The following is a 15,677-nucleotide window of genomic DNA, read 5'->3' on the forward strand; positions in this document are numbered from 1 at the left end:
GTCCGGGGTCGCGGGGTCCGGGGTCGTTGCGGCGGCCGGCGTCTCGACCACGTCCACCGGCGGAGAGACGACGTCGTCGGCGGGAACGTCGGACAGGCCCGCGACCAGGCCGAGGACGGCGGGGATCACGATGAGGGCCGCGATCCCGATGAAGATCACGGGCGTCCAGGAGCGGCGCGGCGGCGGCGCGGGCTCCGGTGCGCCCACCGGTTGCGGCCTCCCGTTCCGATCGTGCTCGAGCGGCGGGATCACGTACGGCGCGGTGAGGTTCTTCGGCACCGCGGAGTACACGGTGGGCCTTGGCTCGTCCGATGCCATGCTCGGACCTTAGCGCGTCGGCGCGCGCGGATCCGGATCCGGATGGCCCGGGCAAAAGAAAAGACCCTCCGCGCACCCGACAGAGCCTGGTTACCCTTGCTGCGTTTCCGCCCTGGGGGAGTTGGCCTGGGTGCCGCCACGCGGAGAGCCGTCGTCCAGTCTACCCGAGGCCGCGGGCGTCGGCGACCTGAGGGGCGGCATCGGCGACCCTGGGGCGCGGGCGTCCCGCGTCACCGCCGTTTTGTTCTTGGCTCATGCCACTCGCCCCTGATTCGTATTCCGCCCGATGCGGCGAGATCGTGGACCGGTGCGCCCGGATCGATCGCCGGATCGCCGGGCTGGAGGTAGAGAAGGCGGCGCTGCTCGGGGGGTGGTGGCGGCGGTCGCCCCGCAGACGGTGGCTCAGCGGCATCGCCGAGCTCGGGGCGATCGGCAGGTGCGGGTGACCGACGTCGACGACGGAATGGCGTGGCTGGGGATCCTGCTGCCCTCGGTGCTCGCGCACGCCGCGCACGATCGGCTGACGACGATGGCTCGGCGGATCCGGTCGACCGGCGACGCCGCGCAGCCCGCCGCTGAGCCCAGGGAGGATCGACGGCGGCGGCGTGTGGGACAGGCTGTTCCTCGACGCACGCGGGATGCTCACCCGCACCGACACGTACGCGCCCACCGAGCGGATGCGCCGCTTCCTCCGACCACGGGACCGGCACTGCCAATTCCCCGGCTGCCGGATGCCCGCCCGTCCGTGCGACATCGACCACAACCACGACCACGCTCGGGGCGGCCCCACCGACGTCGCCAACGGCACAAGGTATAAAACGCACCTTTTAAGGGTCGCCGGCGTTGCGAGGGGGTCAGTCGTCGGTTGAAGGGCTTCGAGGTGGTCATCCCCGAGTCTGATGACCAAAAAGGGCACCGCTTGCGACGCGGATCACAAGGCGCACGCCGGTTCGACTTTGTTTGGGTCGGCTACAAGAACCGACGTCGTCGAACGCCGATTCTGCGTTGCCAAGCATGGCGAGTCCTCGCCACGCGATATGACAAACGCACCATGATCTACCGCGCCGACATCCGCGACCCAGCCGTTATCGCGTGGACCAAGGCGTTGTCCAGAGACGACGCGGCTCGTCGGGAGATCGAACTTCTCGAACATGCGGTTCGGCCGAGTGCGAGAGAATCCCGGTTGGCATCGAGTCGAGCAGCAGACCAGACTCACCTGACACTCGACGAGCGTAAGGGCTGACAGAGCTGTCTGTGAGAACGCTGCCAATGCGCCCTCCTCACGAGCTGCGACACCACTAGCGCAGGTCAGTCGCCCATCGATCGCAACGGGTGCAGCCGGCCAACGTCGTCCTTCAACGGCCGATCCAGGACCAGTCACCTCAAACTGACAGTCACTTATCCGTGCTGTGATCCCGGGTCATCCGCGTAGGGTGCAGCTTGACGGTCGAAGAGAAGGCGATAGTGCGGCAGGCAAGCGAGAAGTTCCTCATGCTTGCCGACGCCCGCCACTCGACCACGATCGAGCACAACGACCAGATCTGCCTGCCGTGCCGTGGAGAGCCGGTGCGACACGAAGACCGTGATTGCGCCCGCTGTCTCGCCTGTGGCTCGCGCGATACGGCCGAAGTTCGTGTAAATCTGAACCTCCGTCTCCGGGTCGAGTGCGGAAGTTGGCTCGTCGAGCAACGAGACGATTGCACCTTCCTTATAGATCGCGCGCGCAAGCGCTACCCGTTGCCACTGGCCCCCTGACAGGTTGATGGCGCCACGGAACCGATGCCCAAGGACGGTGTCCTTTCCGTTAGGCAGGGAGTGGACGATATCCGTCAATAGCGATGCTTTAAGGGCCGATTCGAGTCGGTGCGCCGATGCTAGCTTGCCGCCGGAGATCGAATCTTCGATCGGGATCTCAAACCGGGCGCCTTGCTGGAACCCTGCAGTGACGTGCCTCTGCCAAGAACGGCGGTCGAATTCTTCGAGCCTTGTACCATCAACTTCGACTGTGCCGGTGGATGGCGCGATCAGCCCGGCAAGAATATTGACGAGCGTGGACTTCCCGGAACCGTTCTCGCCGACCAAGCAGACAGTCGCACCGGCTGGTAGACGAAGACTAACATCCAGCAAAGCTGGGGAACTCGACCCAGGGTACGTATAGGTGACACCTGAGAGAACTAACTCTTCCACCAACGATGATGGCGGCCCCAGTTCCGGGGAACCCTCACTCCGTTCCGTGTTTGTGTCTCGAATCCAGAGCATCCGAAGGAAGGTATTCGCGCCGTCAATCACTCCCATCAGACTCGCCGCGAGCGACCGTGTCGCCAGAAACACCTGTGGAATGACAAGTAGCACCAGAGACGCAGCAGAGGTGCGATTGGATGCCGACATCGCAGACGTCGCGAGCGGCAGAGTCACTGCTAACATCGCGAACGAGAGCGCCACGACTCCCACAAGTTCCGCGGCGCCGTGCCGATGGCGGGAGCGCAGCATCAAGATCGCCTGCCGGTCTTGTGATCGGCTAACGACTTTCAGGAGCGGGAGAAGCAGGCCGAAGGCGCGAACCTCTAGCGCGTGACGCGGATCGTTCAGGATGTCAGTTGCGCTGTCGGCGTCGCGACGGAAGGCTTCGTTCCCAAGCCAAATCTGTCCTGCGCGGAAGTCGGCGATCGCGGCGGCCAGGCAGGGTAAGACGGCTAACGGCACGAGCCACGCCAGTCGTGCATCGACCGTTGCGAGTGCAATAACCGCTACTGTCACCGACGCGAGAGCGGAGATCCCCAAAATCAGTTGATGAATTCCGCTTAAGCGGTAGGCATCGCGGTCCAGAAGGCGAAGATTGTCGAGTGCTTTCGCGCTAAAGAAGGTGCTGAGCGAGGTGCGCGCTTCCATCTGAATGCTGAGTTCAAGTCGAACTTGCCGCTCCACGGCATCCTGGAGTGACTCGGATACGATTGGCCCGATCCGCGCGATCGCAGCTGAGAGCAAGATCAAGACGACACACATCGACAAAGCCGACAGATCGGCTCCACTGATCAGAACGGTCGAGATAGCGATCGCGACTGCCCAAGATGCCAGAACCGGAAGAATGGCTTGCACGACTGAGATTGAGGTCGCGAGCATAGTCAGGCTCGCGCTCGCACGGAAGGCAAGTGCGACCCAGCCGGCAACAGCACGTAGGAGAGAACGAAGGTCGAGTTTCACTTCTTGGGCCCCACATACTGGGCAGCTTGTGCTCGAAACATCCTGGCATACCTGCCGTTGAGAGTCATCAATTCTTGATGGCTCCCGCGTTCGGAGACGCCTCCTCGATCGATGAGTACGATGTCAGGAACAACTTTCACGACTGATAGACGATGCGAGACGATGATTGAGGACATCCCGTTCACCATCTGTAGATAGTCGCTCACAATCGCCGCCTCGGACGATGCGTCCAATGCGGACAAAGGTTCATCCATCACGAGGAGAGAACCCAATCTGTGAGCCTTGTACAACGCGCGCACCAACGCCAATTTCTGCCATTCGCCGCCGGAGAGGTCTACCGCCCCTCGCCTCCCCGCGCCAAGCGGAGTTCGCCATCCATCGGGCAGTCGCTTGACTACGTCCTCGAACGACGCCAGTCGTGAAGCACGCAGAAGAGCAGAAAAGTCGCAGTCGACGTGACCATCTGGAGCACCTTCTTCTAGCGTCACCGACGCGACGGCGGAAAGCGGCAGGCGCGTTGCATCCTGCGCGACGACGGAAATTGAGCGTTGCCACGCAGATAAGCTGTCCGGCGCGAGCGACGCCAGGCTCGTACCGTCGACGACAACATCACCGCTACTAGGTGTGTACCCGCCCATAAGAAGTTTGAGAATCGTCGACTTTCCTGCGCCGTTCACACCCACGATGGCGTGGGCTTCACCCGCCTTGAGATGCAACGAGAGGTTGGATAGTACGAGACGATCGCTCTCCGGGTACTTGAAGCTGACGTCGACGAATTCGACCTCGCCGGGGCCAGAGCTCAAGGGGTCGTTCGCGCGACCATGCGCCGGCGGCGGCCACTCTCGCGGCCGGGCCTTGAGGCTCAACGGAGGCAGCCTGCTCATCGTCGAGAGGTCGCGCACGGCTCGGCTGCCGGCAGCGAGCGTACGAAGTGGCGACAAATCGATCGACGCGAGCAGCACGATCATTGGAATCACCGTTGCGACGGATTCGACCGCCGGCGCGCCGGTCATTTGAAGCCCAACAGCCACGAGACAAATTGCCGCGGTGACTATGCGAATTACGCCTGCGGTCCACGTTGATTTCACAGTCGAAACGCGAAGAGAACGCAATCGTCTGTGAGCATCGCCGGCGCTAACATCGTAGCGGCTACGAAAATAGCCATGCATCCCAAAGATGCGCAGCTCCTTTGCGTTCTCCGCCATTAGCGGGACCGAGCCAGCGTACTGCGCCATGGCGAGGTTCTCGCCAAGTTCATCTCTACCGTCAATTTCACGGCGGGAAACCTTGGCCGACCAAAGACCGTCGAGACCGATCGCCATGACGAGCGCAAGCGCTAGACCCCAGTAGCCTAAAGATGCGACCAGCACCGCGCCGCCAAGTGTCACAACGCAGACCCTAGGGGCTTCCGTTGTGAGATAGCTCAACGCAAGATCCAGTTGCGGGAACCGCGACTTCGTGACCGCGAGCGCCTCCCGATGGGCGGGACTCTCGATCGATTCCAGAAACGGAGAAGAAAGCGAGTCCTCACCGAGGCGCAGGAGCTGATCGCGTGAGGTGAGTCCCTGAATTCTCAGACCTGCCACCGAGATGATAGGACGCATCGCGTAACCGAGTCCCAGTGACAAACATGCGAGCACGAGGTAAACGAAAATTGACTCGCCCATTGCCGCGCGTCCCACGGTAATCCCAATCAGCAAGGGAAAACACACTTGAACAACGCCCTCGACAGTCGAAGCCAGGAGGGCAACAGCGGTTGCGACCGGGCTGAGCGACAAAAGATAACTGAAGAGATTCATCTAGGGGCCGATCGGTTCAACGTCAGTAAGGTGAAGCGCTAGTGTGGCGAGTCGAGCCGTGAATACGCGCTCAACGCGAGCGGGCGCTGTATCTCGTTGCTGGAGGAGATCCACAACTGCGTCCGTTGCCAGCAATCCTGGGGCGAAGCCTTCGACGGCTTCTACGCCGAGCGCAGCGAGACGCTTCGCTCGGACGTGCTCGTGGTCGACAACATCGTCGGACGAGCGCTCGATCGTCCGACGATGCTCAAGCCATGCCCGTCGCCTCAATCGTTCGGCCGCGCCGCCGTATTGCGCTCCACGGGTGAAGACAGGAATCGCCCCAAGTGCGTGTGGACCGGCCAAGGCGGCAAGCATCCGACGGGAGATCGGTTCCGAGTTCGTCTCACGAAGGTAGGAAAAGTAGTGGGGCCAGAGCGCCCTAGAGACCAGTGGCGAGAAGACTCGTCGCAGCGGGTCCACGAGTGAGGTCTTCGAACCGTGCCAGGTCGCCAGATACTTGAGGAACCAAACGTCATTCAAATGTTCGGGCGCGAAGCCCAGTGACACGAACGAATCAGACTTGGCGCTCACCTCATCAGTGAGGGACGCCAGGAAGGCCTGACCTATCAACGGCCTGTTCGACCGCTGATAGGTCATCCGAGAAACGTAATTCTCCGCGAACTCACGTGGAGACTTAGCGATCGAGAGATCGCCACGCACTCCCAGCTGGTAGTCAAAGGACCCGCGGCCCAATTCGCCTCCGACGCCGTCAATCAGCGTGAGCCCCGGGCGTACAGGGAGGTCGAACTCGATCGCGTCGGACAGACAGACGTTGCCTGGCGACCGCAAACGCAGCGTCTCGAAGCTACTTGCGTGCGACAGGGTCTGACCGAACTGGGCAAAGTCGTACACCTTGTGGTCGAAGCCAAGCTCACGTGCGAGCATGGCCGCGATCTCTATGTCCTCCGTTAGCGGGTATCCAGGGAATCCGGGCAGCGCAAACGTCGCGCTGGCGATGCGCTCGCCGCGACGGAGTAGGGCCGACAGCACCAACCGGCTGTCGTTTCCACCGGTCAGTTGGAGCAGCCATTCCTGTCCTGGAATCGTCGCCAGGCCACTGGCTAGTGCCCCCATGAGCTGCTCGCTCGCAGCGATGGCGTCAGAATTATCGGCGAAGTCCTCCGGACTTAGCGCGCCCGCCAATTGTCGGGTGACACTCCCGTCCGAGGTCACCGTTGACAGAACTCCCGGCGGCTCTCTGCGCACGTTCGCATACAGAGTCTCGTCATCCAGGGCGCAGCCGAGCGCAAGAAAGTTTCGAAGTGCATCCAGCGACAGCGCGTCAGTCGCAAGCCGGAGCACAGGCGCTCGGTTACTCAGCGCAAAGAAGGCGCGCCCCCTCTCGAACCACCTCCGTGAGTAGAGCGGATAGAGCCCCGCGGGGTCCGTGAGATACCTGACAGTGTCTGCGAGTTCAATCAGTGCAAATCTCCCGTCCGCGTCGCGAGCCACTGACTCGAGCGGGGTGGAGAGAGCGGATCGTGCATCCGTGCTGCCGAACTGGTGCCCGAGAGACAACCGATGCGGCAACGCCTGACTACTGATCAACGTATCCTCATCAAAAAGTCCATCGGACCAGAGAGCGAATATCGTCCCATCGGCTGACCGCCATTCGGCCAGATCGCGCGCGCCAGCCACGCCCGCACCCGCTATTTGTCGGAAGTTAGCTCGGATATCCAAGACCGACTCAGGGGGTACGGCGCACGCCTCCTCGGACCAGACTACGAGCACTTCCTGAGCCATCAGAAAGACCGCCTTCCCTAATAAATTCGACCGAGTCACACACGGCTGTCGTGTTCACTCACTAGCCATCAGCCGTTGGACCACACACACGACCGCTCGCCGCGAGGTCGCGAAAGTACATGTGAGACGCGCGGCTTCTCTTGCCGCATGCGTCGAGCGCCCAACACTCACGCGGCGACCGCGCAAACCTGAAGCGAACGGAAGACGTCCTCCTCAAGGGCGCCGCGGAAAGCTGCTCTGACGCGCCATCGACCATCAGCGAGGAGAGCGATGTCGACCGCCGCGCACACTCGAGAGGGCGCGTTCGGGCGCCAGACAACTGGCTCGCGCGTTGTGGAATACAACGGACTGAACGATGCAGGCAGCCGATGAACGTTCACTGATACGACGCCATCGAGCGCCCGTTGCCATTGAAGGAACTCAGGGTTCGACGCGTCGACATATCCACGTGCACAAGCGCGGAAGATGCGTGAAGACAATGTTTGGGAGTCAACTCCCCCGTGCGCCAGAAAGTAGCAGGGGAAGGTCGAATTGCCGCAGATCGGCAACCCAGGGTGTCCCGGCAGCGGCAAACGAGCCAACAGTTCGACAGTGCGCGACTCCGCACCTATCACAGCGTCGACGACCCGGAGCGCCCATGCCGTAACGTCGGTTCCCGAACTGTGAACAGACGTCCGAAGCGGGGAACTCAACACGGTTTCCAATCCCGTCAGTTCCGCGAGCGATCCGGGGGCCGACCGGGTGGGTACGGGGAGCGAAGTCAGGTAGTCCACGTTCCTACGTAGAACGGTGCCACGAACGAAATCCGAGCGTTCAACTCTTGTGACTTCTTTCTGATGCACAAATCTCGAATGATCCGCAGCGCGCGACTTTTCCAAATCGTCAAGCCCGCGCCCGTCCATAAGCAAATGAGGAATACGAGTCCAAAGCTCGGGGGCGCCGTCAACGAGCGCTATGCCAAATGCGGGCAGCGGTCGCCGCGAGTTGTTGCGTGCACGAAAGAACTTATCCTGGTAACGAGAATCTGAGGTGGATACGTGGCGCGAGAGCGCCACATCTGTCACTCCGTTCACTAGAATCCCCGCGCCATTGCGTGCTAGCCGTGTCCTAAGTGTAGGGCACACAGAGGCAAGATTGTTGAGCTTGGCAGTTAGCATTTCTTCATTGCACGAATTCGGCAGCTCAAAAGCACGGTGCACGGTCACAAGATCTCCGCTTGTCCCACACTCCTGCCAATATCCGAGGAGATGCGCTTGCGACCATGACAGCGGCAGCGTTTCCTCTTCGGACCGTGGCGACGGCGCGGCCTGCGGCGTAGTGCTTTCCATTTGTTCAGTCATTGTCCGGCGCGGCATGCGTCCGCGCGTAGAGCGCGTACATCCGATCAACACCGAATGCGACGCAGGCACTCGCCTGGGACTTCCTCTCGGTAAGCGTTTCAACGATGCGGAACCCGTGCAGGTTCAGAGAAGCGGCAGCGATGCTCAACTCGCTGCTCCACGGGACGCGGGCCTCGATCTTCTGCTCGAGCGCGCGATGCACTCGCCGGCGTCTCCCGGCATCCACACCGTAGAAGTGGTCTGCGGCGACCTCCGTTGCAACGTTCATACCGTTCTCGCGCATCCAGGTTATGACGCGAGCAAAGGAAGCACGAGCGGCTGCTTCGACGCGAACTGCATCCCCGATGAACACAAGCTCTTGCATCTCAAATGCCGGAAGACGAAGTGGTTCATGAGCGTCGATGCTAGCTTCAGCTCGGAAGCAAATGCCACGAGACCCGAATACTCGCAGACTCGAGTCCACTTCTGGACCCGAGTCTGATCCAAAGGTATCCGCAAAGAGAATTGTTTCGACGCAGAGGGCAGGGCGAAGAATGTGCGGCTCAGGTAGCTCAAATTGTCGAGGATCGAACGACCGCACATCGAACGGCACCGATGGCAGGCTGTCGAGATACCCAAGGTTCGCGTAGTGTCGTCGGGCGATTAGCGGTGACGAGGTGTGATGAACTACGCTCAAGTCGGTCGACGCCGTTTCGACAAGTGCCCGCACCATTGCATCCCTGCGGGCGTAGTCGGTTCCGAACCACCGCTCAGTATTGATTGGCATCACGTCACCCTTTCTTCGCGGCAACAATCGTGGCCCAGAGCACCCGTGGCGTGGCAAATGATTCTTGACTCAGAAGCTCGTCGGGAATAGTGACCCCGTACGTATCCTCCACGTCGACCAAGAGTCCGACAAGTGCAAGTGAGTCGAGCCCTGCCTGCGCGAGACTGCTGTCTATCTGAAAACCAGATGTGTCGAGGTGACGTTCAATCAACGAGATGAGCGACTCAGGAACATTCATCTATCGCTACCTTCCCAGCGTAACCATCACGTCTCGCTCACCCGAGTAAGGTGCGCGACCGTGCATAAATACCTCGTTTTGAAAAACAAGCAGATCGCCGGGCTGCCAAGACACCGGTGTGGCACAGTCGAGGGCAATGCGCGTTATCTCCTCGACGAGAGCGGCCGGAATCTCGGAGCCATCTGCGAACACAACGTCGTGAGGCAGTCCGGTCTTGTACACTCTTGCCATTAGTTGTCGACGTCGATCATCGAGCAAATGACTGCTATGCCACTGATCCGCCTGGTTGAACCAAACTCGGCCGAGGTTGCCGACATCACGAAAACTTGACATAAGCGTTTCGGTTACCAGAAGATCACCGTCCCAGGCGTAGAGAACTCCTTCGCGTTCGAGTTTCGCTGTCACCACACGGATGTCATCAGACCCGTACACATCGACCCACGACTGAAGGAGTCCCGTCCGAGTTCTTGACAAGCGGCGTATGTACTTGATCCCGCTTTCGAAAGCTCGCTTCAAGTCGTGCGGAAGCGCGGAAGTCACGTCCTCGGAGCGAGCCACTAGCGTTTCTCCGCCGTAGGCTTGGGCGGGGACTACGCAATGAAAGAGCAAGAACCGGGGGACATCCATCTCGTACGACAACTCATGGTGCATCGTCACATACGCGGCCGCGTTGAAGTCGGTCGAGGTGAACACACTCGGGCCGAGTTGACGCCGGGGCGAGTTTCCGCGTCGATATGAATGCGGCTCCAGCCCTACCTTTGAAGCGAACTTCGAAAACTCGCCCGGTTCCATGACAGTTTGGCCGCGCACCAGGAGCGCGTGCGCTCCCGAGTGGTCATGTTCGGCGTGGACGTACCGCGTGATCTCATCGGTCGCAGTACTCGAGTCCTCGATCTGTCGCACTTCCACTACGCTGTCACGCATTGTTATCACAGGCCTTACTGTCATCTGCCAAGTGCTCGAGCATCGCTCTGTCCAACTTTCCTCTCGCGTTCACCGGAAGCTCAGGCAGGTGGTGGGCGATGATTGGCGCGTAAAGCGGCCCGAGCGCGCTCAACAGGTGTTCCTCGGCTTTATCGGGCGATATTGGGCCCGTATAGAAGACATGTATGCGGTCGCTGTTCGCTATCGAGGCGGCGTCCCCGAAGTTGGATAGTTCTCCAGCGACGGCGTCCACCTCGTGGAGGCTAACCCGGTGCCCGCGGTGCTTGATGACGCCATCCTGACGGCGCCCGATCACGCAAAGCTCGCCGTCAAGCATCTGAAAGCCAAGATCGCCTGATCGGAGTTCACGCCCTCCGCCGTGGCCTAGACAAGCACCGTCCGGGGGGCCTTCCTCAGACCAGTATCCAGAACTCACATGCGGTCCTCGTATCCTTATCTCACCCACCTCACCTCGGGGCAATTCCCTGCCGCCGTCATCACAGACGCGTACCTGAGTGCCGGGAAGCGCACGGCCAACCGCCCTGGAGTCCGGCCTTGTACCTCGAAATGGAGGACCCACTGACACGCGCATGCATTCAGTCAGTCCGTACATCGGTTGGATACGCGCCCTCGGATAAACGATCTGGAGCTCATCGGCGATCGAAGAAGCGAGCCGCTCGCCGGTGGAGGTCACCAAAGCCACAGAAGTAGCGAACTCCCGTCGCCGCTTCGCCGCCGCAATGAGAGCAGAGCCCATCCGCGGAACAATCGGGAGCACCACGCTCTCGTCCGGCTCGCGAACCAGCGTGGCTTGACTTTCCATTGGTGTTAGCCGATGTGCAAGCTGCAGTTCTTGGTCGAAGATCGCGGCAAGAAAGATCTGGAAGATGCCGTAGTCGAAGGTCAGCGGCAATCGAGAATGGACCTTCGTGAGAGGGCAATACTCCAAGACTCCAGCAAGCGTCTCGACAATGAAAGAAATCTGCTGCCGACTGAACATGACGCCCTTGGGCTTACCGGTTGTGCCCGAGGTGTATAGGAGCATCGCAAGGCTAGATCCGGAGAACATCAGATTCTCGTCCGCATCGGTCGACCCCGGGTCGAACTTCATGTCTACGCACGCCTGCGCGACCTTCGTGCGCGTATCGGCGAGGATAGCAACGACTGGTGCGGTCTGATCCATGATGTGTGCCACTGCGCGTGGTCCGAGGAGCGGATCGACCGGAATCGACGTCAGCCCGTATCTCAAGCAGCTTAGGATCGCGATCACGTCGACGAGATCATGCTTCGCTTCGATTGCGATCCGAGTGGAGGGCGCGGGCTCGCCGATGGCCCGGTAGAACCGCGCCGTAGCGAGACCCAGCTCGGTCCGCGTGAGAGCGAGACCGGTGCGAAGATCGGTCAATAGCGCCGGAGCAGCTCCGGGAGTCCATGTCGAGCCGAACATATCAAGCTGGATCGGCATTTTCGCAAGGAACTGCAGGCAAGTCGCCCCAAACCCAGCGAAGAGCGTGAGGGAGGAGAACTCCGCCGTGGTTGGGATCATGTCCGCCGTCACCAAGGACTACCCGCAGCGGATATCCCGCCTCAGCAAAGGCCGCTGCTACCCTCATGTTCTCGGCGAACCAGTTCATCCGCGGCTCCCGCGAATTCAGATCGTGGTTTCCAATCTGCATGAAAACTCGGAACGCATGGGACGTTTGGCGAATCTCGTTCGGAAATGGATTTCCACCCGGAATCTGCGCAAAGCTACCAAGAAAACTCACCGCCCGCTTGAACGTATCTCGTCGGAACCAGCAGGCAGTTACGGCACAATTCCCTCCACTACTACCACCTACAATGGCGACGTCATCAAGGATGAGTGCGGCGCGCAAAGCATCTTGAGCAGCCGGTAGCACTTCGTCGGCAACGAATGTGGCGTAGTCGCGATTGAAAGCATCATACTCAGCGTTCCTAAGACCTTCAGCAGGCTCTACGAAAACTCCGACCATTGATGGCACTTGTTGCGCGGCGCTTAAGTTGTCGAGAACGATACCGCCTCGTACCTCGCCCGCTGGGTCGAGGTACATCGCGCCGTCTTGAAATACGGTTACTCTTGTTTCGGTCTCGTCAATACCGTGCGGCACGTGAATCGAGATTTTATGACTTGCATGGGGGAAGAATCGGTGGCTTTGCAGTGTGAATTCGACGGTACGTCCGGGACGTACGCCTACCTTTTGGATCGAGTCGGGGCCATGCGTATACACGACCGCGCTGTCAAAAGTGGGTTGCACCGGATACGGCATTCTCAATTGCTGGCTCATAGTCACTCCCCCGTAGTCTTAGCAATAGCGGTTGGTCTTTGAAGAGACGGCACTTAGCCTGATGTCAAAAAGGATCTCTAGTCGATACGGCAATCTTGAATGTGGCTCCGCACTAGCGCCCACAGAGAACTTGGCGACCTAATTGCCTCGCGGGTGATGGACTCGTCATCGATTGCGATATCGAACTCCACCTCGAGGTCTGAAATCATTTCCATTACGGCCAGCGAGTCCATTCCTAGGTCCCAAACCAGATCCGCTTCCCACCACTCCGGCGTGCCGGAAGGAGGGGTAGATTCCATAGGTCTCAAGAGCGAACGCAAGACATGCGCGAAACGTTCACTCGACGCTGTCATTGATGTCTCACCTCTCCTATCTTCACGCCAAAATAGCTTGCCCTTGCCGGTAACGTTCCAGATGTCCACAATCAGCGAGCCGTTCTCGAGTCGATCGTGATACAACTCGCGATGGTAGCTGGAGTGATTCACCGCAACGATCACGACGTCAGCGTCGACTATGGCGTCGCGTGTTGACCAGTTTCTGACCTCTCCGACTCCCTCAATCGTGATCGTTTCCGGTTGGTAGGGGTCAGAAGCTCGAATCTCATCGACAAATTCCCGCTCAAGCTCGCGGAAAAGCCGCGTCGATAGGCTGTCGCGAAGATCGTCGACGTCGGCCTTGAATGACAAGCCGAGAATTGCAACGCGCGCGCCTTCCAACCGCTGGCGCCTCCGCATTCCTCCAATCAACCTTGCGGGCGTCGTCTCATGAACTCTCCACGCCGCCGTTAGAAGATCGGGGCCAAACGACCGCTCACCTACGAGCGCGAAGTCCTTTCGCAGGCAGGGGCCCCCCGTGAATCCGGGAAGTGCACCCATACCGCGCGGATAGTCATCGGTGAAGACTCGCCTGATCTCGTGGTAGTCACCTCCGAGCTCATCGGCACTAAGCGCGAGGTGATTGCCGATCGCGAACTCGGCGTATCTCGCAGCGTTCGAGAAGATCTTTCCGAGTTCAGCATTGATAATGCTCGTCGCTGCGGTCTTCGGGCTGACCATGTTGAACAGGCTTGTGGCTTGCTCCATCGCTTCGCGATCGTCGGCGCCGATCACTTGAGGAAGCGAACCCAGTTCCATCACAGCCCGGCCCTCGGCCAAGCGCTCGGGGCAATAGGCGTTCGCGATCGAGATATCGGGCCGGCCCCGCGAGGACCTTCTCAGCCACTCGGCAGCCATTCGTGTGCCGCCGGGTGGGAGTGTGCTTCGCCAAACCACAAGAGTATGACTCTGGAGCCTTGGGCCGATCGATTCAGCGGCCCGGCGGACATGCGATAGGTCCGCTTCAAGCCCGGGGAGGAGCGGCGTTCCGACCGTGACAATGATCGCGTCTGCTTCGGAGACCAGAGCAGTGTCGGCACTGATTGTCAACGCGCCGCTCGCCAGTGCAGTCTGAAGTTGCTCCTCAAGCCCAATCTCCTGAAACGGCAAGGCGCCGCGGCGCAGGCTCTGGACGCGGCGGGGTTCGGTCTCCAGGATCGCGACCGGGCAGCCGGCTGCGCAGAAGGCGAGCGCAATCGGAAGTCCGACTCGTCCGGCACCTACAACGACCACGCGTGTTGTAACGCAATCGGTCAGGTGCGAGGACAGCCGGTGTTCCTCGGTTCGGATGTCAGCGCGGAGCATTGAGCACCTTGCAGGCCCGAGACCCACGGACGACTTTGACGACCTCTTCTGTGCCAGTCTTGGAACCGAACACCACACTCAGCGCGCGGTCTTGATCCTCGACAAGTTGTGCGCGTGTCCGCGGGTCGGAAACAGCACGAAGGCCAGCCTCGATCTCGCTGGTCAGCTCGGCCGCAGCTGCTCCAGAAAGTGCGAATATGACTGCCCGGACCGCTTCATTTGTTCTCACGAGCACATCAGCGTCCGGCGTAAGCTCGGCGGCCACCCTCAAAGAGGGGAAGGCCCTCTCGTTGCCAGCGGTTGCTCGTTGCCATATGACCTCGTGGGCGTAGTGCTGGACCGGAAGCGAGAGGAATGGAACGCCGTAGACCCATGCCTCTGCCAACGAAGTAATTCCGGGTGGGGCAACGCTGGCCAGAGTTTGTCCCAACGTCGCAAGATGCGTCTCGTGTCGATGATGAGTGGCGTAATGGGTGTACCCAATGACTGCGTCTCCCGACGCGAGAAAGTCCGGGTTTCCCGCCAAGAGGAGTTCAGCGGACACCCCCGATCGGGCGTGAGCGCAGCTGACGGCGCTTAGTACCGCACCGACCCACGCGTGCGCGAGGTCAGGGGTGACAAGGGGATTTGCTGAGCCGCTGACGCTCACAAGCACGTTGTTCTCGGTCTCCGGGCTCACGAATCGCGCATCCACGATGGCGCCGACGGGTGAGGGGTCGATGTCGGCACGCGCGCGGGACTGCGCGGTGGCACCATACCGCTGCACGAGCGACACATCTGCGAGCGCGTGCGCCACGAATTGGGCGAGATGCATGGGCAATGCACGCATGCGAAGGACCGCTTCCTCACGATTCGACGCCTCACGTATCGCGGCAACGGCCTCATATCGCTTGTGGGTGGGAATCTCGTCCCACTCCCACATCCAGTACAGGCTGTCGACATAGTAAGTCGGCGCGCCCGTGTGAAGGCCCCAGGCGATGATGCTTGGCTCCATCACCGAGACGACTCCGTCGTACCCCTCCAGGTCGAGTTCCGCCGTCGCGCCGTCGATCACGATCTTGGATGAATCATCCAGCACTCGAAAGAGCTCGTTCTCCTGCTGCGCAAACCACAACGCAGTCCCCTCCGCTAGGAAATCGATTTCTTCACCAAGGGCATGTAGCTGGCGAATGATCGCCATGGCTTTGGACACAGGACCGAACCCATAGGCCTCTGCCGACACCAGGAACCTCATCGTCCACCGCTTTCAACTATCGTATGCGCCGCACAACCGCGCTCGGACGGATGGACAAGGCCCAGGCGGCCATCACGGTCGTCCCTCCCG

Annotated in this window: 11 protein-coding genes and 1 other RNA gene; all 12 read right to left on the minus strand. The window is 60.6% G+C overall.

The window, feature by feature from the left end:
• Positions 1-318 (minus strand): hypothetical protein (locus tag RL72_RS09160; protein ID WP_248700431.1); only part of this gene is annotated, 318 nt, incomplete at its 3' end.
• Positions 319-374: 56 nt separating this feature from the next.
• An RNA gene (gene ffs / locus RL72_RS19500) (signal recognition particle sRNA small type) lies at positions 375-471 on the minus strand.
• 1,245 nt (positions 472-1,716) lie between these two features.
• Positions 1,717-3,519 carry an ABC transporter ATP-binding protein gene (locus RL72_RS19505; RefSeq protein ID WP_156156756.1) on the minus strand — a complete coding sequence of 601 codons (1,803 nt, stop codon included), beginning with the start codon at positions 3,517-3,519 and terminating at the stop codon, positions 1,717-1,719.
• The gene (locus RL72_RS19510; protein WP_082072291.1) at positions 3,516-5,318 is read right to left on the minus strand and encodes an ATP-binding cassette domain-containing protein; all 1,803 of its coding nucleotides are present in this window, start codon (positions 5,316-5,318) and stop codon (positions 3,516-3,518) included. Before RL72_RS19510 ends, RL72_RS19505 begins: the two co-directional genes overlap by 4 nt.
• Positions 5,319-7,103, minus strand: coding sequence for an asparagine synthetase B family protein (locus tag RL72_RS09170; RefSeq protein WP_156156757.1), 1,785 nt, complete (start codon positions 7,101-7,103; stop codon positions 5,319-5,321).
• A 1,332-nt stretch (positions 7,104-8,435) separates the two neighbouring features.
• Positions 8,436-9,209: a class-II aminoacyl-tRNA synthetase family protein gene (locus RL72_RS19825; protein ID WP_156156758.1), complete on the minus strand. Its 774-nt coding sequence runs from the start codon at positions 9,207-9,209 to the stop codon at positions 8,436-8,438.
• A 4-nt stretch (positions 9,210-9,213) separates the two neighbouring features.
• Positions 9,214-9,447, minus strand: coding sequence for a phosphopantetheine-binding protein (locus RL72_RS19515; protein ID WP_082072292.1), 234 nt, complete (start codon positions 9,445-9,447; stop codon positions 9,214-9,216).
• A 6-nt stretch (positions 9,448-9,453) separates the two neighbouring features.
• A complete protein-coding gene (locus RL72_RS19520) occupies positions 9,454-10,350 on the minus strand; it encodes a TauD/TfdA family dioxygenase (protein WP_169748224.1) in 897 nt (298 codons plus the stop codon).
• Between the two features lie 13 nt (positions 10,351-10,363).
• On the minus strand, positions 10,364-11,836 hold the full coding sequence (locus RL72_RS19170; protein WP_169748225.1) for a class I adenylate-forming enzyme family protein: 1,473 nt from the start codon (positions 11,834-11,836) through the stop codon (positions 10,364-10,366).
• Positions 11,820-12,674, minus strand: a complete 855-nt coding sequence (locus RL72_RS19525) for an alpha/beta hydrolase (protein WP_248700432.1) — start codon at positions 12,672-12,674, stop codon at positions 11,820-11,822. Before RL72_RS19525 ends, RL72_RS19170 begins: the two co-directional genes overlap by 17 nt.
• 77 nt (positions 12,675-12,751) lie before the next feature.
• The gene (locus RL72_RS19175; protein ID WP_082072295.1) at positions 12,752-14,353 is read right to left on the minus strand and encodes a nucleotide sugar dehydrogenase; all 1,602 of its coding nucleotides are present in this window, start codon (positions 14,351-14,353) and stop codon (positions 12,752-12,754) included.
• Entirely contained in the window at positions 14,340-15,587 is a 1,248-nt protein-coding gene (locus RL72_RS09190) for a hypothetical protein (protein WP_045250537.1), read from the minus strand. Before RL72_RS09190 ends, RL72_RS19175 begins: the two co-directional genes overlap by 14 nt.
• Positions 15,588-15,677 lie beyond the last annotated feature (90 nt).

The organism is Microbacterium azadirachtae (assembly GCF_000956545.1).
Lineage (GTDB): Bacteria > Actinomycetota > Actinomycetes > Actinomycetales > Microbacteriaceae > Microbacterium > Microbacterium azadirachtae.